Source organism: Achromobacter sp. FW305-C-13 (assembly GCF_058783475.1).
Genome location: NZ_JBYSYN010000003.1, coordinates 592458 through 615635 on the forward strand (window position 1 = coordinate 592458; position 23178 = coordinate 615635).

Sequence of the window (23178 nt, forward strand, 5' to 3'; positions counted from 1 at the left end):
GCTGCGGCTGGCACCGAACGCGCCGGGGCGGCCTTAGGCAAAAAAAAGCCCCCATCATGCGATGGGGGCTTTTTTGTCGCGCGAGCGGCTTAGTGGCGCGTTTCGACTTGAACCAGCGGTTCGTTCGAAACGGTCGCAACCGGCTTGCGCTCACGGCCCAGGCGGGTCGGCGTATGCGCGGCGGCGATGCGCAGCTGGGTCTGGGCGTGGCGGTCCGGATCGGTTTCCACCCACTTCAGGCCAGCGGCGTTCACCACGTCGTGCAAAGCTTGGGCCTTGGCCGTCGGGGCCGTTGCGGGCACCACGATCGGCTGTTGCGCATCCGCCGGAGCGGCGACCGGCGCAGCAGCGACCGGCGCGGCGGCTTCAATCACCGGTGCGGGTGCCGTCACGACGGGTTCCGCGGCAGCGGTTTCCACGGGGGCGGCCACCGGCGCAGGTGCGGACACCTGGCTGGCGGGTTCCACGGCGACCGGCTGCGTCACTTCCGGGGCAGCCGTTTGCACGGGCTGGGCCACCGGTTCGGCCGCGGCTTGCACGGGTTCTGCCTTCGGGGTGTCAGCCTGTTGGGCTTCGACCGCCGGGGCTTCGACCTGCTGGGCAGCCACTTCGGCTTGCACCGGTGCGGCTTCAATGACCTGGGCTTCCGTCACCTTGGTCTGGACGGCTTGCGTCTGAACCGGAGTGGCTTGCTCGGCAGCTACCGGAGCGGCTTCTGCAACCTGGGCCGGGGCAGCCGGAGCAGCGGGAGCGGCTTGGGCAGGGACGCCTTCGGCTTGTTCGCTGGCGTCGTCATCCGAACCGTCTTCCAGTTGCTCGTCGCTGCCAGCCAAACCTGCTTCGTCCGGGCTGCGGCGGCCACGGCGGCTGCGGCGGCGACGGCGCTTGCGTTCCGGATCCGCTGCGCCTTCGGCGCCTTCTGCCGTCGGGATGCCGTCAGCGGTCTGCTCGGCGGCGTCGGCCGCGTCCGCAGTGGCTTCAGCGGCCGGCTTGGTGTCGGGCAGGGCGGTCGCGACGCTTTGCGCCAGCGCGGCCACCATGCTTTCCTGTTCGCTCATCGGTGCGTCGGATTGGCCTTCTTCACGGCGATTGCGGCCACGGCCACGGCGGCGGTTGCGGCCGGCGCCGGTGTCGTCGCCATTGGCCTGGTCAGCCTGATCGGGGCGGTTGGAGGCCAGGGCTGCCTGTGCTGCCTGGTCGCCGCGCGGCTCGTTGCGGTTGCCGCGGTCGCCACGTTCCTGGCGCTCGCCGCGTTCGCCTTCGGGACGACGGTTGCCACGCACGTGATGGCGGCCGCCTTCGCTGCCTTCAGCGCCTTCGGTACGCGATTCGCCGCGACGGTTGCGGTTGCGGTCCGAGCCGTGGCGTTCGCCGCGGCGTTCCTGGCCGTCATGGCCGCTGCGGCCCTTGCCGCCACGGCCGGAGGCCGCGCGCTTGGCGCTGTCTTCCTGGGCGGCGGGGGCGGGCTTGGCGGTGTCGGCATTGCCGGTCAGCCAGCCGACCAGGCGCTTGAACAGGCCGCCGAGGCCACCGGCTGCGGCGGGCGCTGCGGGGGCGGCGACCGGGGCTGCGGGCGTCGAGACGGGAGCGGGCTGCGAGGGCGTGATGCCCTTGACCAGCGCTTCCGGACGGGCCTTGATCTCGCTTTCGCGCGGCTGCCAGGGCGCGTCCGTGGCCGGGGCTTCCACCAGCTCGAAGCTGGTCTTCAGTTCTTCCAGTCGCGGATCGTCGTGGCGCAGGCGCTCGATGTGGTGGTGCGGCGTTTCCAGATGCTTGTTGGGGATCAGCATCAGGTTGACCTTCAGGCGGGCTTCCATCTTGGTGATGTCGGCGCGCTTTTCGTTCAGAAGGTAGGTGGCAACATCCACCGGCACCTGGGCGTGGACCGCCGCGGTGTTTTCCTTCATCGCTTCTTCTTGCAGCAGGCGCAGCACGTGCAGGGCGCTGGATTCGGCATCGCGGATCACACCGGTGCCGTTGCAGCGCGGGCAGGTGATGTGCGAGCCTTCGTTCAGGGCCGGACGCAGGCGCTGGCGCGACAGTTCCATCAGGCCGAAGCGCGAGATCTTGCCCATTTGCACGCGGGCACGGTCGAAATGGAGGGCATCACGCAGGCGCTGTTCGACGGCGCGCTGGTTCTTGCTGTCTTCCATGTCGATGAAGTCGATGACGATCAGGCCGCCCAGGTCGCGCAAGCGCAACTGGCGGGCCACTTCGTCGGCCGCTTCGGAGTTCGTGCGCAGCGCGGTTTCCTCGATGTCGGCGCCGCGCGTGGAGCGGGCCGAGTTCACGTCGACGGAAACCAGCGCTTCGGTGTGGTCGATCACGATGGCGCCGCCCGAAGGCAGCGTCACGGTGCGCGAGTACGCCGTTTCGATCTGGTGTTCGATCTGGAAGCGCGAGAACAGCGGGATGTCGTCACGGTAGCGTTTGACGCGCTGGACGTTGTCCGGCATCACCACGCTCATGAAGGCGGTGGCCTGGTCGGCGATCTCGTCGGTGTCGATCAGGATCTCGCCGATTTCGGGCGAGAAGTAATCGCGGATGGCCCGGATGACCAGGCTGGATTCCAGGTAGATCAGGATGGGCGCGGAGTTGTCGCGGGCAGCGCCGTCGATGGCGGTCCACAGCTGCAACAGGTAGGACAGGTCCCACTGGAGCTCTTCGACGTTGCGGCCGATGCCGGCCGTGCGGGCGATGATGCTCATGCCCTGGGGCAGCTCAAGCTGCTCCATCGTGTCGCGCAGTTCCTGACGGTCTTCGCCCTCGACGCGGCGCGAAACGCCACCGCCACGGGGGTTGTTGGGCATCAGGACCAGGTAGCGGCCAGCCAGCGAGATGAACGTGGTCAGGGCAGCGCCCTTGTTGCCGCGCTCTTCCTTTTCGACCTGAACGATCAGTTCCTGGCCTTCGCGCAGCGCATCCTGGATGCGGGCGCTACGGACATCTACACCTTCCTTGAAGAAGCTGCGGGCAACTTCCTTGAAGGGCAGAAAGCCGTGACGGTCTTCACCGTAGTTGACGAAGCAAGCTTCCAGGCCGGGTTCGATCCGGGTGATGACACCTTTGTAGATGTTGCCTTTGCGTTGTTCGCGGCCGGCAGTCTCGATGTCGAGGTCGATGAGTTTTTGCCCATCGACGATTGCGACGCGTAATTCTTCCTGATGCGTCGCATTGAACAGCATGCGCTTCATGAGAGGGTTTCTCCGTTGTCATGACGCGCCGATATCGGCGCGTGACCTCGGGTCACTCGGGCTGCGGCTGAAGCGGGCAAGAAATGCGGACCGTACCTGGGCGGCGCCCAGGCGTATCCGCCGCGGGTCAGGCGGGCACGTCGTGCCGTGGGGCACGGGGTTCTGTCAGCAGGAGGGTCAGCTTCACTGAATGTGGTTTGACGGAAAAATTGCTGTGAACGGCAGTTGCGGTCGGATTGGTTGCCTACACGCAGCTGGTGCTTTAAATATGCGACGATTCTTGCAGTGCTTCAGAGCCGCTTGCGGCATGCAACGGACCTGCTGGGACAGCGGGCAAAGTGAATGCCACACCACTATCCGGCAGGGCGCGGTTGCGCCGGCGACCAAGAGACCCAGGGGTTGAATGAGCAGGCAGTACAATGGCGGCCCGCGCGCTCGACGGAGTTGCGTATTTAAATTGCATCTCTACGCCAGGCGGCTAGTTCAGCCCCTTAAGGCTGTCCCGATTATATGTCGCTTTCCGCAATGCGCAAAGAAACTTCCTCCCCTATATCCCCCTCTAAAGCCGCCCCCGCCGTTCGAATGGTGGAGGTCGATGCCGAGCATGCCGGCCAGCGTCTGGATAACTACCTGATGCGCCTGTGCAAGGGCGTCCCCAAAACGCATATCTACAAAGCCATCCGCGGCGGCGAAGTGCGCGTAAATAAGGGACGCATTTCGGTCGACTATCGCATCGTCGAGGGCGATATCGTGCGCATCCCGCCCCTGCGGTTGCCGGATCCGGGCAAGCCCCGGCCGGTGCCCGGCGCGGAATTCCCGATCGTGTTCGAGGACGACGCCTTGCTGGTCGTGGACAAGCCCGCCGGCGTGGCGGTGCACGGCGGCAGCGGCGTGTCGTTCGGCGTGATCGAACAATTGCGCGCCGCCCGGCCCGAGGCCAAGTTCCTGGAGCTGGTGCATCGGCTGGACCGCGAGACCTCGGGTCTGCTCATGGTGGCCAAGAAGCGCAGCGCGCTGCTGGCCCTGCACGCCATGCTGCGGGAAGGCAAGGGCGACAAGCACTATCTGGCCCTGGTCGAGGGCGATTGGGTCAACGACCGCCAGCACATCAAGCTAAGCTTGTCCAAGTGGACCACGCAATCGGGCGAGCGCCGGGTCAAGGTGGATCCCGACGGCCAGACGGCGCACACCATCATCACGCTCAAGCAGCGCTTTGGCGGCTACAGCCTGGTCGACGCCGAGCTGCGCACTGGGCGCACCCATCAGATCCGTGTGCACCTGGCCGCCAGCGGCTTTCCCATCGTGGGCGACGACAAATACGGCCATGACGACGTCCGGGCGGAATTCGCCCGCAACGGGTTCGGCCGGATGTTCCTGCACGCCCACCAGCTGACCCTCGCTCATCCGGTCACGGGCGAGCCCCTGACCCTTACCGCCGAACTGCCTCCCGCGTGCCGGCAAATACTGAAACAACTGGAGTCGGTCTGATTATGTCGTCGTATTCGCTGGTCGTGTTTGACTGGGATGGCACCTTGATGGATTCCACGCACAGTATCGTGGCGGCCATTCAGGGCGCTTGCCGCGATCTGGACCTGGCGGTGCCCTCGGCATCCGAAGCCAGCTGGGTGATTGGTCTGTCCCTGGAAAGCGCGCTGCGCCGCGCCGTGCCGGAACTGACGCAGGCGATGATGCCCCGGTTCCTGGAGCGCTATCGCACCCACTACCTGCTGCGCGACCCCGAGTTGCGTCTGTTTGACGGAATCCCGGAACTGTTGGCCGAGCTGGCCGGGCAGAACGTGCGCCTGGCCGTCGCAACGGGCAAGAGCCGGGTCGGCCTGACCCGCGCGCTGGCCGCGACCGGCCTGGGCCCGTTGTTTGACGCCACCCGCACCGCGGACGAAACCTTCAGCAAGCCGCACCCGGCGATGCTGCACGAGCTGATGCAGGAATTGGACGTCGAGCCGGGTCGAGTCGTGATGATCGGCGATACCTCCCACGACCTGCAGATGGCGGCCAACGCCGGCGTCCATGGCCTGGGCGTGACGTATGGCGCGCATACCCTGAAGGAGCTACAAAGTTGTGCGCCGCAGGCGGTGCTCGATAGCGTGCCGCTGGTGCGCGACTGGCTCTTGCCGCGGGTGTCCGCAAGCGCCTGATCGGGTAGCCGGCCGGGAACGTCCGGCCTCGGGGCGGGTCAATCTGGAAGTTCCCGTCCGCGGCGATGCTGCCGCGGAATATCATGGGATGGCGCAACGTCTATGGCATGCGCAGGGCGCGGCCATCACTGGCAGGCCCCAGACCGGAGAGACCACGATGCTGATACGCAAGCCCGCCGATATTGTTCCGTCCGAAATCACCGACGAGGCCGTCTGGCGCTCGCGGCGCGAGTTGATGCTGCGCGCCGGGCTGACGGCCGCCGCCGTGGGTTTGCCGGGCTGGGCGACGCGCAGCGCCTTTGCTCAGGACGCCGGCGCCCTGCCGGGCAAGCCCAATGCGTCGCTCAGCGTCATGGACAAGCAGACCTCGCTGGCCGATGTGACGTCCTACAACAACTACTACGAGTTCGGCGTCGATAAGGGCGATCCCGCCGCGAACGCAGGCAAGTTGCAGACGCGCCCCTGGACAGTCAGCGTCGAAGGCGAGGTCGCCCGGCCACGCACCTTCAGCATCGAGGAATTGCTCAAGCTCGCACCGATGGAAGAGCGCGTCTACCGCCTGCGCTGCGTCGAAGGCTGGTCCATGGTGATCCCATGGGTGGGCTATTCGGTGTCTGAACTGCTGAAACAGGTCGAGCCTACGGGCAACGCCAAATACGTGGAATTCGTGACGGCGGTGCAGCGCGAGAACATGCCGGGCGTGCGCGCCGCGATCCTCGACTGGCCCTACGTGGAAGGCCTGCGTATCGACGAGGCCATGAATCCGTTGGCGATGCTGGTGTTCGGCGTGTACGGCAAGGTCCTGCCCAACCAGAACGGAGCCCCGCTGCGCTTGGCTGTGCCGTGGAAGTACGGGTTCAAGTCGGCCAAATCGATCGTCAAGATCCGGCTTGTGGAAAAGCTGCCGGTGTCGTCCTGGATCAAGGCGGCGCCCCAGGAGTACGGCTTCTATGCCAACGTGAACCCCAACGTCCCGCATCCGCGCTGGAGCCAGGCGACCGAACGCCGCATCGGCGAGGACGGCCTGTTCAGCCCCAAGCGCAAGACCTTGATGTTCAATGGATATGGCGAACAGGTGGCATCGCTCTATCAGGGCATGGACCTGAAAGCCAACTACTGAGGCATCGATGCCTGAAGGCACTTCGCAACCCGCGGCTACCGCAGTCCCGCGCAAGGCGTCCCTGTCCGCTCGGGCAGTCGGGCGGTTCAAGCCTGTCCTGTTCCTGCTGGGCCTGACGCCGTTCCTGCGGTGGATCTGGCTGGGGTTCAACAACGGCCTGACCGCGAACCCCGTGGAGTTCCTGACGCGCTCGTCCGGCACGTGGACGCTGGTTTGCCTGCTGGTCACGCTGGCGATCACGCCGCTGCGCCGCCTGACCGGGCAGCCCGCGCTGGTTCGCGTGCGCCGCATGTGCGGGCTGTTCGCGTTTTTCTACGGTGCCATGCATTTCATGGCCTGGGTCTGGTGGGACCGCGGGCTGGATCCGGCGGCGATGCTGCAGGACATTGGCGAGCGCCCCTTCATCACGGTGGGGTTTGCCGCCTTTGTGCTGATGACGGCGCTGGCGGCCACCTCCACACAGTGGGCCATGCGCCGGCTGGGCAAGCGCTGGCAGCAACTGCACCGCGCCATCTACGCGATCGGGCTGCTGGCGGTCCTGCACTATTGGTGGCACAAGGCTGGCAAGAACGACCTAGCGCAGCCGCTCCTGTATGCCTCGGTGCTGGCCCTGCTACTGGGGTGGCGGATCGTGGCGTGGTGGCGCCGCCGTACGTAGGGCTCGCCTAAGGCATTGCCAGCATGATCGCCGCGGTTTCCGCGTCCGGCTGGCCATCGTGCAGGGCGGGGCGATAGTGCATCTGGAAGGCCGCCAATGTGTTGATTGTTGCGCGGTCCAGGGCGCCATCCTGCGGGCAGGCATAACCCAGCCGCAGCAATTGCTTCTGGAACCAGGCCACGTCCGGCACGCCCTCGGTTTGCAGGCGCGCCAGATGCTCGGTGGCGCCGGCCTCGTCGTACCAGCGGCCGATCCCCGCCGCAGCCAATGCTTTCCACGGGAAAAGCGGGCCAGGGTCCACTTTGCGCTGCGGGGCGATATCGCTGTGGCCCACCACGTTTTCAGGGGCGACCCCGTGCCGCTGGATGATGTCGCGCAGCAGGATCGTCAGCGCCCGCAGCTGGCGTTCGTTGTAGGGGTGCCAGAGCGGCTTGCCATCCGGGCCGTCCGTCCAGCCGGGGTTGACAACTTCGATGCCGATGGACGTGCTGTTCATGGCAATGTTGCCGTACCAGGAGCTGGCGCCGGCATGCCAGGCGGCACGGTTTTCATCCACCAGGCGATAGGCGCGCCCGGCGTCGTTGATCAGGTAGTGCGCGCTGACCTTGCCTTGGGACAGCAGCTTCATGGAGGTGGCGTCGTCGACCGAGGTGTAGTGCAGGACGACGCTGCGTACGCGGCTGGCCTGGCTGACGGCGGTGACGGAGGTGTCCAGGTCCAGTCCGGCGGGGCCGCGCGTGGCGCAGCCCGCCAGGACTGCCGTGGCCAGCAGTGTGGTGATCAAGCGGAACATGGGTCAGCGGGCCAGGTAGAGGAACAGCGTGGGCAGCTTGTCCAATTGGGGCGCCGGCAGCTTTTTCCAGTCGGCCACGGTGTGTGTCACGACCCATTCATCGGCAGTCGTGACCGAGCGGGCCACGCACAGCTTGGTGTCGCCCTTCAGGCTGGCCAGCAAGGTGGCGAACATGGCGGCATTGCGGTACGGCGTTTCGATCAGTAACTGGGTCTGGTTGTGCTTGGCCGAATGCTGTTCCCAGGCGCGCAATTGCTTGGCGCGTTCGGCCGGGTCCACCGGCGCGTAGCCGTGGAAAGCGAAACGCTGCCCGTCCAGGCCGCTGGCCATCAGGCCCAGCAGGATGGAAGAGGGGCCCACCCAGGGTTTGACGGTGATGCCCAGGCGATGGGCGGCGTCCACGACCTTGGCGCCGGGGTCCGCGACGGCGGGGCAGCCCGCTTCGGAGACCAGCCCGATTTCCGCGCCTTTCCTGACCGGCTCCAGCCACGTTTTGATCTGGCCGTCGTTGACCTTGTCGGTCAGTGTGTGGATGGTAATTTCCTGCAGCGGCCGTGTGGTGCCGATCAGCTTCAGGAAGGCGCGCGCTGTCTTGGCGTTCTCGGCGATGTAGGTGTCCAGCCGTCCGGCCAGCGCGCGCACGTCGGTGGGCAGCCAGCGCTCGGGCGGGGCCTCTCCCAGACCGACGGGGATCAGGTGCAGGGCGCCGCCGCTCATTCGGAAGCTCCCGGCGCGTCCAGCGGATCCAGGCCGAACCGCGTCAGCATGCGCGTCAACTCGATCAGCGGCAGCCCGATGATGGCGGTCGGGTCGTCGCTCTGGATGCTCTCCATCAGGGCGATGCCCAGGCTTTCCGCCTTGGCGCTGCCTGCGGTATCGTAGGGTTCCTCGGCACGCAGATAGGCCTCGATGGCGCGGTCCGACAGCTGGCGGAAATGGCAACGCGTGACGATGTCGGCTTTTTCCACCCGTTGGCCATCCGTCACCGCCAATGCGCTGTGGAATTCCACGATTTGCCCCGACAGGGCCCGCAATTGCGCCAGGGCGCGGGGGAAATCCCCCGGTTTGCCGATCGGCTGGCCGTCCACGGTGGCCACCTGATCCGACCCGATGACGAGGCTGCCGGGGTGCTTGTCCGCCACGGCCATGGCCTTGGCGACCGACAGGCGCAGGGCCAGCGCGGCAGGCGTTTCACCGGGGTGTGGCGTTTCGTCTACATCTGGGGAAATGGCCGTAAAGGGCAGGCGCAGGCGCGACAGCAGTTCTTTGCGGTAACGCGAGCTGGACGCGAGGATCAGGCTAGGCTTGGAAGGCATGCGATATTTGACGTTAAAGCGTAAGTCGCAGTATTATCTAACGTTTTGCGGGATTTTTGCAGTGAACGGGTACCCAAATTCGGGTCGCGTTCTGGTCACGGCATGCTGTTTGGTAAAGCCAGGTTTGCAAACCCAAGGTGGCAAATACGTGATCCATCGCAAAGACCCGTAAATGCAAAGGATTGATCATTAAGCGCATCGATGCATTCGCATTTGCCCATAGTGGCAAGGAAGCGCATGGCACCATACCTCTTGTGCGGTTTTCGCGCGCGGTTGAAGGGTTACCCGAACAACCGCTGGGCGATGCCGGGCTTGTGACTTGGTCCGTGCGCGGTGAGGTGGGCAAGTCTGGTCTGTTGCTTGGCCGGCCCCTCCTGCACGTTCACGTGCAGGCGAACCCGGTGCTGGTGTGCCAGCGGTGCAACGCGCCGTTCGTGTATCCGGTCAATAGCGAAGTCCTCTTGCAGCTGGTCAAGTCCGAAGCCGATCTCGACGATGGTTTTACCAACGGTGATTACACCGACGGTCATGCCGACGAGGACGATGAAGACGAAGAAGGAAATGGTTTTGTGTCCAACCAGCCTGAAAAGGTGGTGGGTTCACATCATTTTGATCTGCTGGCCCAGATCGAAGATGAGCTCATTCTGAGCGTTCCGTATGTGCCCAAGCATGAAGTATGCCCGGGCGCGCAGGCCAAAGTCAGCGATGCTCTTGATGAGCCCGCTGTCAAGCGTCCGTCGCCGTTTGCGGTGCTGGAACAACTGAAGCACAAAGATTGAGATCAACATCGGGCCGCATCGCGTACAATGCGCCCCGTTTCTAGGAGTCATCATGGCCGTTCAACAAAACAAGAAGTCCCCCTCCAAGCGCGGTATGCACCGTTCGCATGATTTTCTGGTCAGCCCGTCGACGGCTATCGAACCGAACACCGGCGAAACGCACCTGCGTCACCACATCAGCCCCAACGGCTTTTACCGTGGCCGCAAGGTCCTGAAGACCAAGGCCGACGAATAAGGCCCCCGGGCCGAACTCGTACTCGGACCAATTCGGCTGAGCGCTGATACCTGGCACCCGTGATACGCATCGCCATAGACTGTATGGGCGGAGACTTCGGTCTGCCCGTCACGATTCCGGCTGCGATCGAGTTCGCCCGGCAATTTCCGGATACCCGGCTATTGCTGGTCGGGCTTCCCGATGCTATCGAAGCGGCGCTCTCCGAGCACCGCGGCGTAGCGCGCGATCGTATGGAAATCGTGGCGGCTTCTGAAGTCGTCACCATGGACGACCCGGTCGAGGTCGCCCTGCGCCGCAAAAAAGACTCCTCCATGCGCCTGGCCGCCCAGTCCGTCAAGGACGGGCGCGCTGACGCCTGCGTTTCCGCGGGCAACACCGGCGCGTGGATGGCCATTTCACGCTACGTGCTCAAAACGCTGGACGGTATCGACCGCCCCGCGATCGCCACGTCCATTCCGAACCAGACGGGCCGCGCCACCACGGTGCTGGACCTGGGTGCGAATGTGGACTGCTCGGCCGAGCACCTACTGCAATTCGCCATCATGGGCGCCGCGCTGTCGCAGGCGGTGGACCATCGTGAGAACCCCTCCGTGGGCTTGCTCAACATCGGCGAAGAAGTCATCAAGGGCAACGAAGTCGTCAAGGAAGCTGCAGAGCTCCTGCGCGGCAGCCCGTTGAATTTCTACGGCAACGTGGAAGGCAACGACATCTTCAAGGGCACGGTCGACGTCGTCGTCTGCGACGGTTTCGTCGGCAACGTCGTGCTCAAGTCCGTCGAGGGGCTGGCGAAGATGCTATCCAGCATCATTCGCGAAGAGTTCAAACGCAACATCGTCACCCTGCTGGCCGGCGCCATCGCCAAGCCGGTGCTCAACCGTCTGCGCAATCGCGTCGACAACCGGCGCTATAACGGCGCCGCGTTGCTGGGCTTGCGTGGCGTGGTCATCAAGAGCCATGGTTCCGCGGATGTCTACGCCTACGGTTTTGCGTTGCAACGAGCTCGCGAAGCCGTAGTGAGTAAACTGCTGGAGCGCACCGCTCAGACGGTCGCTCAGATTACCAAGCGCGTTCAATCGGGCGAGGGCGCCGCAACGCCTTCGCGGAACGTGGCTGGGGACACCGCTTGATGGATACCGCAATGAAATATTCCGCAATCGCGGGCACCGGCAGCTTCCTGCCGGAACGCGTGGTTTCGAATGACGAATTGGCAGCGGAGCTGGCGACGCGCGACATCGCCACGTCCGATGAATGGATCGTTGAGCGCACGGGCATCCGTCAGCGCCATCTTGCCGAACGCGGCGTCACGACCAGCCAGCTGGCCACCGAGGCCTCGCGCCGCGCGTTGGCGGATGCCGGCGTCGACGCCTCCGAGATCGACCTGATCGTCGTGGCCACGTCCACGCCCGACTTCGTGTTTCCCAGCACGGCCTGCCTGGTGCAGGCGAACCTGGGCGCGAAGGGTTCGGCGGCGTTCGACGTGCAGGCCGTGTGCAGCGGCTTCGTCTACGCCCTGACCACCGCTGACAGCTTCATCCGCGCGGGCCGTGCCCGCTGTGCCCTGGTGATCGGTGCGGAAGTGTTTTCGCGCATCCTCGACTGGAACGACCGCAGCACCTGCGTGCTGTTCGGCGACGGTGCGGGCGCCGTGGTGTTGAAGGCGTCCGACGAGCCGGGCATTATGGCTGCGCAACTGCATGCCGACGGCAGCCAGATGAAGATCCTGAGCGCCGCGGGCAACGTGGCCTACGGCGACGTGACGGGCGATCCGTTCCTGCGCATGGACGGCCAAGCTGTGTTCAAGCAGGCCGTGACCGTGCTGGACCGATCGGCGCGCGACACCTGCGCCGAAGCCGGCGTGGCGCTCGCCGACGTCGATTGGCTGATCCCGCATCAGGCCAACGTGCGCATCCTGAACTTCCTGGCGCGCAAGCTTGCCGTGCCGGTCGAGAAAGTCGTCATTACCGTTGACAGCCACGCCAACACCTCTGCGGCCAGCGTGCCGCTGGCACTGGATGCCGCGCGCCGTGATGGCCGCGTCAAGCCGGGCCAGCTCATTCTGATGCAAGGTGTGGGCGGCGGATTCACCTGGGGCTCGGTACTCGCCCGCATGTAAGGGTGCGCCCGGGGCAGAGCGGCGCTTGCGCCGCCGCCCGGAGAGCGCGCCTGACATTCCACACAGACACTGAATCAATCCAACCGGTCAATCATGAAAATCGCATTTGTCTTCCCTGGCCAAGGTTCGCAAGCTGTCGGCATGCTGGATGCCTGGTCGGGCGTCGCTGCCGTCACGGACACCGTGGCGCAGGCCTCGCAAGCCCTGGGGCAGGATCTGGGCGCGCTGATCGCCCAAGGCCCGGTGGAACAGCTCAACCTGACCACCAATACCCAACCGGCAATGCTGACCGCTGGCGTGGCGTTCTATGCCGCCTGGTGCGCCGCCGGCGGCCGCAAGCCCGACGTCGTGGCCGGCCACAGCCTGGGCGAATACGCCGCACTGACCGCAGCCGGTTCGCTGGCGCTTGAAGATGCCGTGCGCCTGGTGCGTGTGCGCGCCGACGCCATGCAAGCTGCCGTGCCGGTGGGCACGGGCGCCATGGCCGCCATCCTGGGCCTGGACGACGATGCCGTGCGCGCCGCGTGTGCGCAAGCCGCCCAAGGCGACATCGTCGAAGCCGTGAATTTCAATGCGCCTGCGCAAGTCGTGATCGCGGGGCACAAGGCCGCCGTTGAGCGCGCCTGCGAATTGGCCAAGGCCGCTGGCGCCAAGCGCGCGCTGCTCCTGCCGGTGTCCGCGCCGTTCCACTCGAGCCTGCTCAAGCCTGCCGCTGACGTGCTGGCTGGCGCGCTGGCCGCTGTCACGGTCTCGGCGCCGCAGATCCCCGTGATCAACAACGTCGATGTGGCGTCGCCCACGGAACCCGGGGCAATCCGGGATGCGCTGGTGCGTCAGGCATGGCATCCTGTGCGTTGGGTGGAAACGCTGCGCGCGATGAAGGCGCAAGGCGTCACGCATATCATCGAGTGCGGCCCCGGCAAGGTGCTGGCGGGCCTCACCAAGCGTATCGACCCCGAACTTACCGGCCTGGCCATCACCGATCCCGCGTCGCTTGAAGCCGCGTTGGCCGCCGTTAACGGAAATTAAAGACATGGACAACTCGATCGAACTGCACGGCAAGATCGCGCTGGTGACCGGCGCCACGCGCGGCATCGGCCGCGCCATCGCCCAGGAACTAGCTGCGCGCGGCGCAACCGTCGTGGGCACCGCCACGTCCGAATCGGGCGCAGCCGCCATCACCGAAGCCCTGGCGCCGTCCGGCGGCCGCGGTGTGGTGCTGAACGTGACCGACGCCGAAGCCTGCGATGCGTTGATCGACGCGTTGGGCAAGGAAGGCGGCGGCCCGCACATCCTCGTCAATAACGCCGGCATCACCCGCGATACGCTGGCCATGCGCATGAAGGACGACGACTGGTCCGCCGTGCTGGACACGAACCTGACGTCCGTGTTCCGCCTGTCGCGCGCGGTTTTGCGCAGCATGATGAAGGCCCGCTGGGGACGCATCATCAACGTCACGTCCGTCGTGGGTTCCAGCGGCAACGCCGGCCAGGCGAACTACGCGGCCGCCAAGGCGGGCGTGTCGGGCATGTCGCGCGCACTGGCCCGTGAGTTGGGCAGCCGCAACATCACCGTGAACTGCGTGGCGCCCGGCTTCATCGACACCGACATGACGCGCGCGCTGGCTGAAAGCCAGACCACGGCGCTGCTGCAGCAGATTCCGCTGGGCCGTTTGGGCTCGCCGGAAGACATCGCCCATGCGGTGGCCTTTTTGTCCGGGCCGCAAGCGGGTTACATTACCGGCACCACCCTGCACGTAAACGGCGGGATGTACATGCAATAAATCACGAATTGCGCGCAGGCGGCCCAGGCCGCCGCGCCGCCGCCGGGCAACCAGCGAGGCTGCGCGCAGTTCATCCGGAAACGCCGCATACCGGTATTCCTGCGCCCCGATGGGCGACAGAACAAGTGCGCGGTGTTATTTTTGTCACGGCCAGGCGTTGCTTTCCTCTACGCTTGGCTATAATTCGCGGGATTTTTCCCAATTGGAGATCTGCATGGAAAGCATCGAACAGCGCGTCAAGAAGATCGTCGCTGAACAACTTGGCGTGAACGAAGCCGAGATCAAGAACGAATCCTCCTTCCTTGACGACCTCGGTGCCGATTCGCTCGACATGGTCGAACTGGTCATGGCGCTCGAAGACGAATTCGAGACCGAGATCCCCGACGAAGAGGCCGAAAAGATCACGACCGTGCAACAAGCGATTGACTACATCAATTCGCACGGTAAGCAGTAAGCTCAGCCTATATCCTTCCGGTTGCCCGACTTTCGGGGCCAACCGGGAAACGGGGCGGTTTCAGGAATTTGCCGTGTGGTCCGCGTGCGGGAAGGGCGTAGTAATGCCCGACCCGCTTTCGCGTGGGCCACACGTGCAGCGCATCCCGAAAACCGCCTTTCTTTTGTCTGTTTGAGGAGTCATCCGTGAAGCGACGTGTCGTCATCACCGGCCTTGGTATCGTTTCTCCCGTAGGGAACGACCTGACCACCGCTTGGGACAATATCGTCAACGGACGTTCTGGCATCAGCCGCATCACCCGTTTCGATCCCTCGGCCATCACCACGCACATTGCTGGCGAAGTCAAAGACTTCGACATCAGCACCTATGTCTCGTCCAAAGAAGCCCGCCAGATGGATACGTTTATCCATTACGGCCTGGCTGCCGGGATGCAGGCATGGCGCGATAGTGGCCTGGAAGTCACCGAAGCCAATGCCGAGCGCATCGGCGTGATCGTGGGCTCCGGTATCGGCGGTTTGCCGCGCATCGAGGAAACCCAGGTCGAATATCTGGCCAAGGGTCCGCGACGGATCTCGCCGTTCTTCGTGCCGGGTTCGCTGATCAACCTGATCTCCGGTCATTTGTCCATTGCCTACGGCATGAAGGGCCCCAGCTACGCCGTCGTTTCGGCCTGCACCACCGGCCTGCATTGCATCGGCGACGCAGCGCGCCTGATCGAATACGGCGATGCGGACGTCATGGTTGCCGGCGGCGCCGAATCGACCGTGTCCCCGCTGGGCATCGGCGGTTTTGCCGCCATGCGCGCCTTGTCGACCCGCAACGATGATCCTCAGACGGCTTCGCGTCCCTGGGACCGCGACCGCGACGGCTTCGTGCTGGGCGAGGGCGCCGGCGTTCTCGTGCTGGAAGAATACGAGCATGCCAAGAAGCGCGGCGCGCGCATCTATGGCGAACTCGCAGGCTACGGCATGAGCTCGGACGCGCACCACATTACGGCCCCCGACAAGGACGGCCCGCGACGTGGCGTGCTCAATGCGCTGCGCAACGGCGGCCTGAACGCGGATGACATCCAGTATGTCAACGCCCACGGTACGTCCACGCCCCTGGGCGACAAGAACGAAACCGATGCGCTGAAGCTCGCGTTCGGCGATCACGCCAAGAAGCTGGTGGTCAACTCGACCAAGTCCATGACCGGGCACTTGCTCGGCGCGGCCGGCGGCATCGAGGCCGTGTTCACCACTTTGGCCGTGTACAACCAGGTTTCGCCTCCCACGATCAACATCTTCAATCAAGATCCCGAATGTGATCTGGATTACTGCGCGAACGAAGCGCGGCAGATGAAGATCGAAGTGGGCCTGTCCAATTCGTTCGGCTTCGGCGGCACCAACGGCTCCATGGCCGTTCGCCGGGTCTGATTTGGAAGGCTCGGACGCAGGGCGCTGGTCGTTTCAGGTGCCTGCCGGGCAGCCGCCCGGCGTCCGGGCGCTTGGCGGCCTGGCGATCGCCGTGGCCGCGGCGTGCGCGCTGACGGCGGCGTCCTGGGGCGGCATGGCATGGGTGGCGGGCGCGGTGATCGCGCTGCTGCTTGTGCCGGCCGGGCTGTTACACTCGGCACGGAGCAGCCTGTCCCCTGTATCGGCAATACGCACGGCGACCGGGGCTGGCCGCTGGCAGGTATGCCAGTCGCAAGGCTGGCAAGACGCGGTGCTGCTGAGCCAGCAACGCGGTCCCCGCTGGCTGACGCTCACTTTGCAGCCATTGCCCACCGGGAGTACGGCCTTCACCAATAGCACAATCACCCTCACCGTCTGGCAGCGGACGTTGCGACCTGAGTCCTGGCGGCGCCTGTGCCTGCTGACGGGCACGGCGCGGCGCGCACAGCCGGCGGCACGCCTGCAGGAGGCGTCATGAGCGAGCGCGAAGTCGACGCCGAGCTGGTCGCGCGCGTTCAACGGGGCGACAAGAAGGCCTTTGATCTGCTGGTGCTGAAATACCAGCGCAAGATCCTGCGCCTGCTGGCCCGGATGATCCGCGACCCCTCGGAAATCGAGGACGTGGCTCAGGAGGCCTTCATCAAGGCCTACCGGGCCCTGCCGCAATTCCGGGGCGAGAGCGCGTTCTACACCTGGTTGTATCGTATCGCCATCAATACGGCGCGTAACTGGCTGGCCTCGCAGGGCCGCCGGCCCAGCGCGCCAAATGCGATAGAAACGGAAGACGGTGAAACTTTTAACGAAACCGACAACCTAACCGATATAAGCACGCCGGAGTCCATGGTTGCCAGCCGCGAAATCGCCGAGACGGTGAACGCGGCCATCGAGGAATTGCCCGAAGAGTTGCGCACCGCAATTGTCCTGCGTGAAATCGAAGGTATGAGTTACGAAGACATCGCCCAGAGCATGGATTGCCCGATCGGTACGGTGCGCTCCCGCATTTTTCGTGCGCGCGAGGCCATCGCGACCAAATTGCGTCCATTGCTTGGCACCGATGCCGAGCGTCGCTGGTAAGGAGTGGCAGTCATGCAAACCGCAGCCAAGTCCGTTGAAATCGCCGAATCCTCCTGGGAGGAATCGGTTTCCGCCTGGATGGACGGAGAAGATTCCGACGATATTCTTCCCAGTCTGTTGTCCAAGGAAGGACGTCAGACCTGGGACACCTATCATTTGATCGGTGATTCCCTCCGTAATGCCGATCTGGCATTGACGCCCAGCGCCGCCTTCCAGTCCCGACTGGCGCGGGCGCTGGACGCCGAACTGCCGATCGTGGCGGCGCCCCGGCGCCGTTCGCCGTTGCGCTACGGGCTGTCGGGCCTGGCCGTGGCCGCCGCCGTGGCGACCGTCGCCTGGGTGGCCCAGCCCTACGTGACGGGCACGCCGGCGACCGAAGTCCGCGTGCTGGCCGACGCCAGCGGCACGCCTGCCTCCGCCGATGATGCGGGCTTGCGCGACTACCTGGAGGCCCATCGCCAGATGGCCGGCCCCAGCGCGGTGCGCCAAGTCTCGTTCGACGTCGGAGCGGGGCGTTGATGGCACTGGTGTTACCGACACGTTGGCCGCGCGCTGCTTCCTGGCACGCGCATCGCGCTGGCTGGTTCGCCGCCACGCTTCTGACCGCTTTCCTGGCCGCGCACGAACCCGCGCGCGCCGCAGATCCTGTGCCGGCAACGGACGACGTGGTCCAGTTGCTGTCGCGCATCCAGCAGGCCGCGCGCAAGCAGGATTACGCAGGCGTCTTCATGTATCAGCAGGGCGAGATGATCCAGTCTTCGCGCCTGGTGCACGTCCTGGACGGCACGGGCGAGCGCGAACGGCTGGAAATCCTTGACGGCCAACCGCGCGAATACCTGCGGCACAACGAAGACGTGCAGTGCCTGATTCCCGAGCGCAAGACCGTGCTGGTCGAGCGTCGCCGCGGCGACCGTTTCCCGGGCTTGCTGCTGGGAGATCCGGCGAATCTGGCCGAGCACTACAAGATCAGCACCGAACCCGCGCTGCATCGGGTGGCGGGCCGCGAATGCCGGCTGATCACGATCGAACCCCTGGACAAGCTGCGTTACGGCTACCGCCTGTGCGCCGACGTGGAAACCAATCTGCTGCTGAAGGCCCAGACCTTGAACGCCGCCCGCGGCGTCGTCGAGCAGGTGTCGTTCACGTCGCTGCGGCTGGGCTCCGAAGTCGATCCCCAATTGCTGACGTCGCGCTGGAGCACGCGCGACTGGAAGGTGCTCGAGCCGACGATGGCGCCCGTGGACCTGTCGGCCCAGGGGTGGCGCATCCCGGCGCCCAAGGGCTTCAAGGTGATCATGCAGGTGGCGCGCTCGATGGGGCGCGGCGCAACGGTGAGCCAGATGGTGTTGTCCGACGGCCTGGCGGCCATCTCGGTCTTCATCGAGCCCTATGACAGCCAGCGCGGGCATCATCCCCCCCATGGCGCCGCGCAGCGCGGGTCGATTACCGTCTACGGAACGCGCATTGCGGACTTCTGGCTGACGGCCGTGGGCGAGGTGCCCGTGGCGACGCTGGAGCAACTGGCGGAAGCGACAGAGTATGTGCCCGCCGCACCTGCGGCAGCAGCGCCGGTACCTGGGACGGCCGGGTCCAAGTGATCCATGCCCCGGGGCGGCTAGCAGCAATTTCGGAGTAACTTATGAAAGCAATGACGGTGTCGAACGCTTATTTCCGGCGCTTTCTGACGGTTGTGGCGGCAAGCGTGATGATGTCCGCCGCGTATGTCCCCGCTTCGGTGGCGCAGACGCCCACCGTCGCGCTGCCCGACTTCACGGGCATTGTTGAAAAGGCCGACCCTGCGGTCGTGAACATCCGCACCACGGCCACCGTGCCGGTGCGTGGCCCCGGCACGGGTGGTGGCGGCGGCGACCCCTACGAATTGTTCCGCTGGTTCTTCGGCCCCGACTTCCAGCCTCCGGGCCCGGGCGGTCAGTCCCCGAACCCGCGTCAGCGCCCGCAGCCTTCGCAGCCTGAAGAGCGCACCGTGCCGCGTGGCGTGGGCTCGGGCTTCTTCATTTCGGATGACGGCTACATCCTGACCAACAACCACGTGGTGGTCGATGCGACGGACATCTACGTCACGCTGACCGACGGCCGCGAGTTCAAGGCCAAGGTCATCGGCACGGACGAGCGCACGGACGTTGCGCTGATCAAGATCGAAGCCAAGGAAATGATCCCGCTGGTCATCGGCGACCCCAAGAAGCTGAAGAAAGGGCAGTGGGTGCTGGCCATCGGTTCGCCGTTCGGCCTGGATTCCACCGTGACCTCCGGCATTGTCAGCGCGATTGGCCGCGATACGGGCGAATACCTGCCGTTCATCCAGACCGACGTGGCCGTGAACCCCGGCAACTCGGGTGGCCCGCTGATCAACCTGGACGGCGAAGTCGTGGGCATCAACTCCCAGATCATTTCGCGCAGCGGCGGCTTCATGGGCATTTCGCTGGCCATCCCGATCGATGAAGCGATGCGGGTGGTGGACCAGTTGCGCGCCACGGGCAAGGTGACCCGCGGCCGTGTCGGCGTGCAGATCGGCGAAGTGGGCAAGGACGTGGCCGAAGCCATCGGCCTGCCCAAAGCCGAAGGCGCGCTGGTCAGCAGCGTGGAGGCCGAAGGCCCTGCCGAGCAGGCGGGCGTCCAGCCGGGCGATGTGATCCTGAAGTTCAACAACGAACCGATCAAGCGCTGGTCCGACCTGCCGCGCATCGTGGGCGAAACCAAGCCGGGCACGCGCGCCGACATGGAAGTGTGGCGCAAGGGCAAGAGCCTGACGTTGTCGGTCAAGGTCGGTGAAATCCCGACCGAGAAGGCCGCGGCGGCGGGCAAGAAGCCGGCCCCGGCGCCTGAAGTCACCAACGCGCTGGGCCTGGGCGTGGTGGATGTGCCCGCCGACGTGCAGAAGAAGCTGCGCATCAAGGGCGGCGTCCAGGTGAAGGTCGCCGAAGGCGCGGCCGCCAAGGCGGGCCTGCAGGAAGGCGACATTGTGTTGGCCTTGAACGACACTGACGTCACCGGCGCCAAGCAATTCGCCGAACTGGTGGGCAAGCTGGACAAGGCCCGCGCCGCAGGTTTGCTGGTTCGTCGCGGCGATCAGACGCAATGGGTGGCGGTTCCGGCCTCGAAGTAAAGCCCTGAGTGGGGTGCTTTTTGCCCCGGGGCGGCCCGGCGGCAGAAAAAAAACCCCAAGACCAGCTAAAATGGCTGGTTGCCGCAAGAGGGGGCGCCTGGCGCCCCCTCGTTTTTGCCCGGGTTATTGGCCGACCAGCAGCCCACCGGCGGCCCGCAGCACCCCTCACGTCAGCCGTGCGTACTCCGGCGGCGGTGTCTTCCGGCCATGTGCCGAGTGTTCCGTCCCTTATAATTTCAAGCATGCAGCATATTCGCAACTTCTCCATCATTGCCCACATCGATCATGGCAAATCGACCCTGGCCGATCGCCTGATCCAGCGCTGCGGTGGATTGGCGGATCGCGAAATGTCGGCGCAGGTGCTCGATTCCATGGAAATCGAACGCGAGCGCGGCATCACCATCAAGGCCCAGACCGCCGCTCTGCATTACAAGGCGAAGGATGGCAAGACCTACAACCTGAACCTGATCGACACCCCGGGGCATGTGGACTTCTCGTATGAAGTCAGCCGCTCGCTGTCGGCGTGCGAAGGCGCGCTGCTGGTGGTGGATGCCTCCCAGGGCGTGGAAGCCCAGACGGTCGCCAACTGCTACACCGCCATCGAACTGGGCGTGGAAGTGGTGCCGGTGCTGAACAAGATGGACCTGCCGCAGGCCGATCCGGACGGTGCGCGCCAGGAAGTCGAAGACGTGATCGGCATCGACGCGTCCGAGGCCGTGCTGGCCAGCGCCAAGACGGGCATGGGCATCGACGAGATCCTGGAAACCATCGTGGCCCGCGTGCCGGCACCCAAGGGCGATCCCGACGCGCCGCTGCAAGCGCTGATCATCGACTCGTGGTTCGACAACTACGTGGGCGTCGTCATGCTGGTGCGCATCATCAACGGCGTGCTCAAGCCCAAGGACAAGATCCTGCTGATGGCCTCCGGCGCCACCCACCTGTGCGAGCAGACCGGTGTGTTCACGCCGAAGTCGCAGCAGCGTCCGCATCTGTCGGCGGGCGAGGTGGGCTTCATCATCGCCGGCATCAAGCAGCTGGAAGACGCCAAGGTGGGCGATACGGTCACGCTGGCCAACAAGCCCGCCGCCAGCGCGCTGCCCGGCTTCAAGGAAGTCAAGCCGCAGGTGTTCGCCGGCCTGTATCCGGTGGAAAGCTCCGAATACGACCAGCTGCGCGATTCGCTCGACAAGTTGAAGCTGAACGACGCGGCGCTGATGTTCGAACCAGAAGTCTCGCAGGCGCTGGGCTTCGGCTTTCGCTGCGGCTTCCTGGGGCTCTTGCACATGGAAATCGTGCAGGAACGCCTGGAGCGCGAATTCGACATGGACATCATCACCACCGCGCCGTCGGTGGTGTATGAAGTCGAGCAGCGCGATGGTTCCGTGATCACCGTGGAAAGCCCGTCGCGCATGCCCGAAGTGGGCAAGATCCAGGATATCCGCGAGCCCATCGTGAAGGTCACGCTCTTCATGCCGCAGGACTATGTCGGTCCGGTCATGACGTTGTGCAACAACAAGCGCGGTTCGCAGGTCAACATGAGCTATCACGGCCGCCAGGTCCACCTGGTGTACGAGATTCCGCTGGCCGAGATCGTGCTGGACTTCTTCGACAAGCTGAAGTCGGTGTCGCGCGGCTATGCCTCGATGGACTACGAGTTCCTGGAGTATCGCTCGGCCGACGTGGTGCGCGTGGACCTGCTGATCAACAACGACCGCGTGGATGCGCTGGCCGTGATTGTCCACCGCAGCAATGCGCGCCATCGCGCCCGCGACGTCGTCACCCGCATGCGCGGACTGATCCCGCGCCAGATGTTCGACGTGGTCATCCAGGCTGCCATCGGCGCGGAAATCATCGCGCGTGAAAACGTGAAGGCATTGCGCAAGAACGTGCTGGCCAAGTGCTACGGCGGCGACATCTCGCGCAAGAAGAAGCTGCTGGAAAAGCAGAAGGCCGGCAAGAAGCGCATGAAGCAGGTGGGTAGCGTGGAAATTCCGCAGGAGGCGTTCCTGGCCATCCTGCAAGTGGAAGACAAGTAGAACCAAAAGAAGGCGGTTAGCTGATGAGTTGGAACTTTGCCCTGATCCTGTTTGTTCTGCTGGTCCTGACCGGCATTATCTGGGTGCTTGATCTGGCGGTGCTGCGACGGGGTCGCGAAGCCCGCGCGCAAGCGGCAATGGCGCAGTACGACGCGGCCCTGGTCGGAGACGCTCAGGAAGCCGAACGCCTGCGCCGCGAAGCCGGTGATGCCGCGCGGCGCGTGCCGTGGTGGATCGAGTACGCCGTCAGCTTCTTTCCCGTCATCCTGTTCGTCTTCATGCTGCGTTCGTTCGTGGTGGAGCCGTTCCGGATTCCGTCGGGTTCGATGCTGCCCACGCTGCAGTCCGGCGACCTGATCCTGGTGAACAAGTTCAGCTACGGCTTGCGCCTGCCCGTGATCGACAAAAAGGTCGTCGAAGTCGGCAAGCCCCAGCGCGGTGACGTTTTTGTGTTCCGCTACCCGGTGGATCCGGACGTGGACTACATCAAGCGCGTGGTCGGCCTGCCGGGCGACGAGATCGCCTACCTGGACAAAAAACTGTACGTGAACGGTGAATTGGTGCCGCATGTACGCGACGGCGACTATTTTGAGCCGGACCGTGTCTCGTATATCGCACAATATAAAGAGAAGTTGGGCGACGTTGAGCACAAAATCCTGCTTGATGAGAACAAACCGCAGGATTATTCGCCGATGTGGAAATTTCCCAACCGGGAAAACTGCCAATACAGCCGCAATGGGGTACGCTGCAAAGTACCTGAAGGCAGTTATTTCGCCATGGGCGATAATCGGGACAACAGCGCAGACAGCCGATACTGGGGCTTCGTACCTGAATCCAATATCGTCGGACGCGCGTTCTTCATCTGGATGAATTTCAGCGATCTCAGCCGCATTGGCCGGTTCAACTGATT

At 64.8% G+C, this 23178-nt stretch carries 23 protein-coding genes; 19 read left to right on the forward strand and 4 right to left on the reverse strand.

What is annotated here, in order from left to right; translation table 11 throughout:
• Positions 1–89 precede the first annotated feature (89 nt).
• Positions 90–3194, reverse strand: a complete 3105-nt coding sequence (locus tag AC3WMU_RS21650) for an Rne/Rng family ribonuclease (protein ID WP_424626409.1) — start codon at positions 3192–3194, stop codon at positions 90–92.
• Between the two features lie 525 nt (positions 3195–3719).
• Between AC3WMU_RS21650 and AC3WMU_RS21655 the strand changes: the two genes are divergently transcribed.
• From AC3WMU_RS21655 to msrQ, 4 genes are all read left to right on the forward strand, one after another.
• Positions 3720–4682: an RluA family pseudouridine synthase gene (locus AC3WMU_RS21655; protein ID WP_280025607.1), complete on the forward strand. Its 963-nt coding sequence runs from the start codon at positions 3720–3722 to the stop codon at positions 4680–4682.
• 2 nt (positions 4683–4684) lie between these two features.
• The gene (locus AC3WMU_RS21660) at positions 4685–5350 is read left to right on the forward strand and encodes an HAD family hydrolase (protein ID WP_454676317.1); all 666 of its coding nucleotides are present in this window, start codon (positions 4685–4687) and stop codon (positions 5348–5350) included.
• Positions 5351–5507: 157 nt separating this feature from the next.
• Positions 5508–6470 carry a protein-methionine-sulfoxide reductase catalytic subunit MsrP gene (msrP, locus tag AC3WMU_RS21665; protein ID WP_454678096.1) on the forward strand — a complete coding sequence of 321 codons (963 nt, stop codon included), beginning with the start codon at positions 5508–5510 and terminating at the stop codon, positions 6468–6470.
• Positions 6471–6477: 7 nt separating this feature from the next.
• Entirely contained in the window at positions 6478–7128 is a 651-nt protein-coding gene (gene msrQ, locus AC3WMU_RS21670; protein WP_492282964.1) for a protein-methionine-sulfoxide reductase heme-binding subunit MsrQ, read from the forward strand.
• A 7-nt stretch (positions 7129–7135) separates the two neighbouring features.
• Here the strand turns inward: msrQ and AC3WMU_RS21675 are convergent, their stop codons facing one another.
• From AC3WMU_RS21675 to AC3WMU_RS21685, 3 genes are read right to left on the reverse strand one after another with little or no spacing between them, the layout of a single operon-like run.
• Positions 7136–7921, reverse strand: coding sequence for an N-acetylmuramoyl-L-alanine amidase (locus tag AC3WMU_RS21675; protein ID WP_492282965.1), 786 nt, complete (start codon positions 7919–7921; stop codon positions 7136–7138).
• A 3-nt stretch (positions 7922–7924) separates the two neighbouring features.
• Complete coding sequence (locus AC3WMU_RS21680; RefSeq protein ID WP_424626412.1) at positions 7925–8638, reverse strand: SAM-dependent methyltransferase; 714 nt, start codon at positions 8636–8638, stop codon at positions 7925–7927.
• Positions 8635–9237 (reverse strand): Maf-like protein, encoded by a 603-nt coding sequence (locus AC3WMU_RS21685; RefSeq protein WP_424626413.1) that lies wholly within the window; start codon positions 9235–9237, stop codon positions 8635–8637. Before AC3WMU_RS21685 ends, AC3WMU_RS21680 begins: the two co-directional genes overlap by 4 nt.
• A gap of 182 nt (positions 9238–9419) precedes the next feature.
• Between AC3WMU_RS21685 and AC3WMU_RS21690 the strand changes: the two genes are divergently transcribed.
• From AC3WMU_RS21690 to lepB, 15 genes are all read left to right on the forward strand, one after another.
• Entirely contained in the window at positions 9420–10016 is a 597-nt protein-coding gene (locus AC3WMU_RS21690) for a YceD family protein (protein ID WP_280025596.1), read from the forward strand.
• Between the two features lie 52 nt (positions 10017–10068).
• On the forward strand, positions 10069–10251 hold the full coding sequence (gene rpmF, locus AC3WMU_RS21695; RefSeq protein ID WP_006223822.1) for a 50S ribosomal protein L32: 183 nt from the start codon (positions 10069–10071) through the stop codon (positions 10249–10251).
• A 59-nt stretch (positions 10252–10310) separates the two neighbouring features.
• Positions 10311–11378: a phosphate acyltransferase PlsX gene (plsX, locus tag AC3WMU_RS21700; RefSeq protein ID WP_035212788.1), complete on the forward strand. Its 1068-nt coding sequence runs from the start codon at positions 10311–10313 to the stop codon at positions 11376–11378.
• Positions 11378–12364, forward strand: a complete 987-nt coding sequence (locus AC3WMU_RS21705; protein WP_280025594.1) for a beta-ketoacyl-ACP synthase III — start codon at positions 11378–11380, stop codon at positions 12362–12364. Before plsX ends, AC3WMU_RS21705 begins: the two co-directional genes overlap by 1 nt.
• Before the next feature lie 93 nt (positions 12365–12457).
• Positions 12458–13393, forward strand: a complete 936-nt coding sequence (gene fabD, locus AC3WMU_RS21710) for an ACP S-malonyltransferase (RefSeq protein ID WP_006223825.1) — start codon at positions 12458–12460, stop codon at positions 13391–13393.
• 4 nt (positions 13394–13397) lie between these two features.
• A complete protein-coding gene (gene fabG / locus AC3WMU_RS21715; RefSeq protein WP_424626414.1) occupies positions 13398–14147 on the forward strand; it encodes a 3-oxoacyl-ACP reductase FabG in 750 nt (249 codons plus the stop codon).
• Positions 14148–14361: 214 nt separating this feature from the next.
• Positions 14362–14601: an acyl carrier protein gene (gene acpP, locus AC3WMU_RS21720; RefSeq protein ID WP_003813816.1), complete on the forward strand. Its 240-nt coding sequence runs from the start codon at positions 14362–14364 to the stop codon at positions 14599–14601.
• Positions 14602–14786: 185 nt separating this feature from the next.
• Positions 14787–16016 carry a beta-ketoacyl-ACP synthase II gene (gene fabF, locus AC3WMU_RS21725; RefSeq protein ID WP_006223827.1) on the forward strand — a complete coding sequence of 410 codons (1230 nt, stop codon included), beginning with the start codon at positions 14787–14789 and terminating at the stop codon, positions 16014–16016.
• A 1-nt stretch (position 16017) separates the two neighbouring features.
• Positions 16018–16512, forward strand: coding sequence for a hypothetical protein (locus tag AC3WMU_RS21730; RefSeq protein ID WP_280025590.1), 495 nt, complete (start codon positions 16018–16020; stop codon positions 16510–16512).
• Entirely contained in the window at positions 16509–17108 is a 600-nt protein-coding gene (gene rpoE, locus AC3WMU_RS21735; RefSeq protein WP_006223829.1) for an RNA polymerase sigma factor RpoE, read from the forward strand. Before AC3WMU_RS21730 ends, rpoE begins: the two co-directional genes overlap by 4 nt.
• A gap of 12 nt (positions 17109–17120) precedes the next feature.
• The gene (locus AC3WMU_RS21740) at positions 17121–17627 is read left to right on the forward strand and encodes a sigma-E factor negative regulatory protein (RefSeq protein ID WP_088587983.1); all 507 of its coding nucleotides are present in this window, start codon (positions 17121–17123) and stop codon (positions 17625–17627) included.
• On the forward strand, positions 17627–18706 hold the full coding sequence (locus AC3WMU_RS21745; RefSeq protein WP_006223831.1) for a MucB/RseB C-terminal domain-containing protein: 1080 nt from the start codon (positions 17627–17629) through the stop codon (positions 18704–18706). Before AC3WMU_RS21740 ends, AC3WMU_RS21745 begins: the two co-directional genes overlap by 1 nt.
• Before the next feature lie 107 nt (positions 18707–18813).
• Positions 18814–20232: a DegQ family serine endoprotease gene (locus AC3WMU_RS21750; RefSeq protein WP_492283047.1), complete on the forward strand. Its 1419-nt coding sequence runs from the start codon at positions 18814–18816 to the stop codon at positions 20230–20232.
• Between the two features lie 242 nt (positions 20233–20474).
• On the forward strand, positions 20475–22268 hold the full coding sequence (gene lepA, locus AC3WMU_RS21755) for a translation elongation factor 4 (RefSeq protein WP_006223833.1): 1794 nt from the start codon (positions 20475–20477) through the stop codon (positions 22266–22268).
• A gap of 23 nt (positions 22269–22291) precedes the next feature.
• The gene (lepB, locus tag AC3WMU_RS21760; RefSeq protein WP_006223834.1) at positions 22292–23176 is read left to right on the forward strand and encodes a signal peptidase I; all 885 of its coding nucleotides are present in this window, start codon (positions 22292–22294) and stop codon (positions 23174–23176) included.
• The last annotated feature ends 2 nt before the right edge of the window (positions 23177–23178 follow it).

Coding starts and splice junctions, on each gene's coding strand:
- AC3WMU_RS21705 (WP_280025594.1), top strand. CDS start 11,378: ATGGATACCGCAATGAAATATTCCGCAATCGCGGGCACCGGCAGCTTC.
- AC3WMU_RS21745 (WP_006223831.1), top strand. CDS start 17,627: ATGGCACTGGTGTTACCGACACGTTGGCCGCGCGCTGCTTCCTGGCAC.
- fabD (WP_006223825.1), top strand. CDS start 12,458: ATGAAAATCGCATTTGTCTTCCCTGGCCAAGGTTCGCAAGCTGTCGGC.
- AC3WMU_RS21660 (WP_454676317.1), top strand. CDS start 4,685: ATGTCGTCGTATTCGCTGGTCGTGTTTGACTGGGATGGCACCTTGATG.
- lepB (WP_006223834.1), top strand. CDS start 22,292: ATGAGTTGGAACTTTGCCCTGATCCTGTTTGTTCTGCTGGTCCTGACC.
- AC3WMU_RS21675 (WP_492282965.1), bottom strand. CDS start 7,921: ATGTTCCGCTTGATCACCACACTGCTGGCCACGGCAGTCCTGGCGGGC.
- AC3WMU_RS21655 (WP_280025607.1), top strand. CDS start 3,720: ATGCGCAAAGAAACTTCCTCCCCTATATCCCCCTCTAAAGCCGCCCCC.
- msrQ (WP_492282964.1), top strand. CDS start 6,478: ATGCCTGAAGGCACTTCGCAACCCGCGGCTACCGCAGTCCCGCGCAAG.
- AC3WMU_RS21750 (WP_492283047.1), top strand. CDS start 18,814: ATGATGTCCGCCGCGTATGTCCCCGCTTCGGTGGCGCAGACGCCCACC.
- AC3WMU_RS21685 (WP_424626413.1), bottom strand. CDS start 9,237: ATGCCTTCCAAGCCTAGCCTGATCCTCGCGTCCAGCTCGCGTTACCGC.
- AC3WMU_RS21650 (WP_424626409.1), bottom strand. CDS start 3,194: ATGAAGCGCATGCTGTTCAATGCGACGCATCAGGAAGAATTACGCGTC.
- rpoE (WP_006223829.1), top strand. CDS start 16,509: ATGAGCGAGCGCGAAGTCGACGCCGAGCTGGTCGCGCGCGTTCAACGG.
- acpP (WP_003813816.1), top strand. CDS start 14,362: ATGGAAAGCATCGAACAGCGCGTCAAGAAGATCGTCGCTGAACAACTT.
- rpmF (WP_006223822.1), top strand. CDS start 10,069: ATGGCCGTTCAACAAAACAAGAAGTCCCCCTCCAAGCGCGGTATGCAC.
- fabG (WP_424626414.1), top strand. CDS start 13,398: ATGGACAACTCGATCGAACTGCACGGCAAGATCGCGCTGGTGACCGGC.
- AC3WMU_RS21740 (WP_088587983.1), top strand. CDS start 17,121: ATGCAAACCGCAGCCAAGTCCGTTGAAATCGCCGAATCCTCCTGGGAG.
- AC3WMU_RS21680 (WP_424626412.1), bottom strand. CDS start 8,638: ATGAGCGGCGGCGCCCTGCACCTGATCCCCGTCGGTCTGGGAGAGGCC.
- lepA (WP_006223833.1), top strand. CDS start 20,475: ATGCAGCATATTCGCAACTTCTCCATCATTGCCCACATCGATCATGGC.
- msrP (WP_454678096.1), top strand. CDS start 5,508: ATGCTGATACGCAAGCCCGCCGATATTGTTCCGTCCGAAATCACCGAC.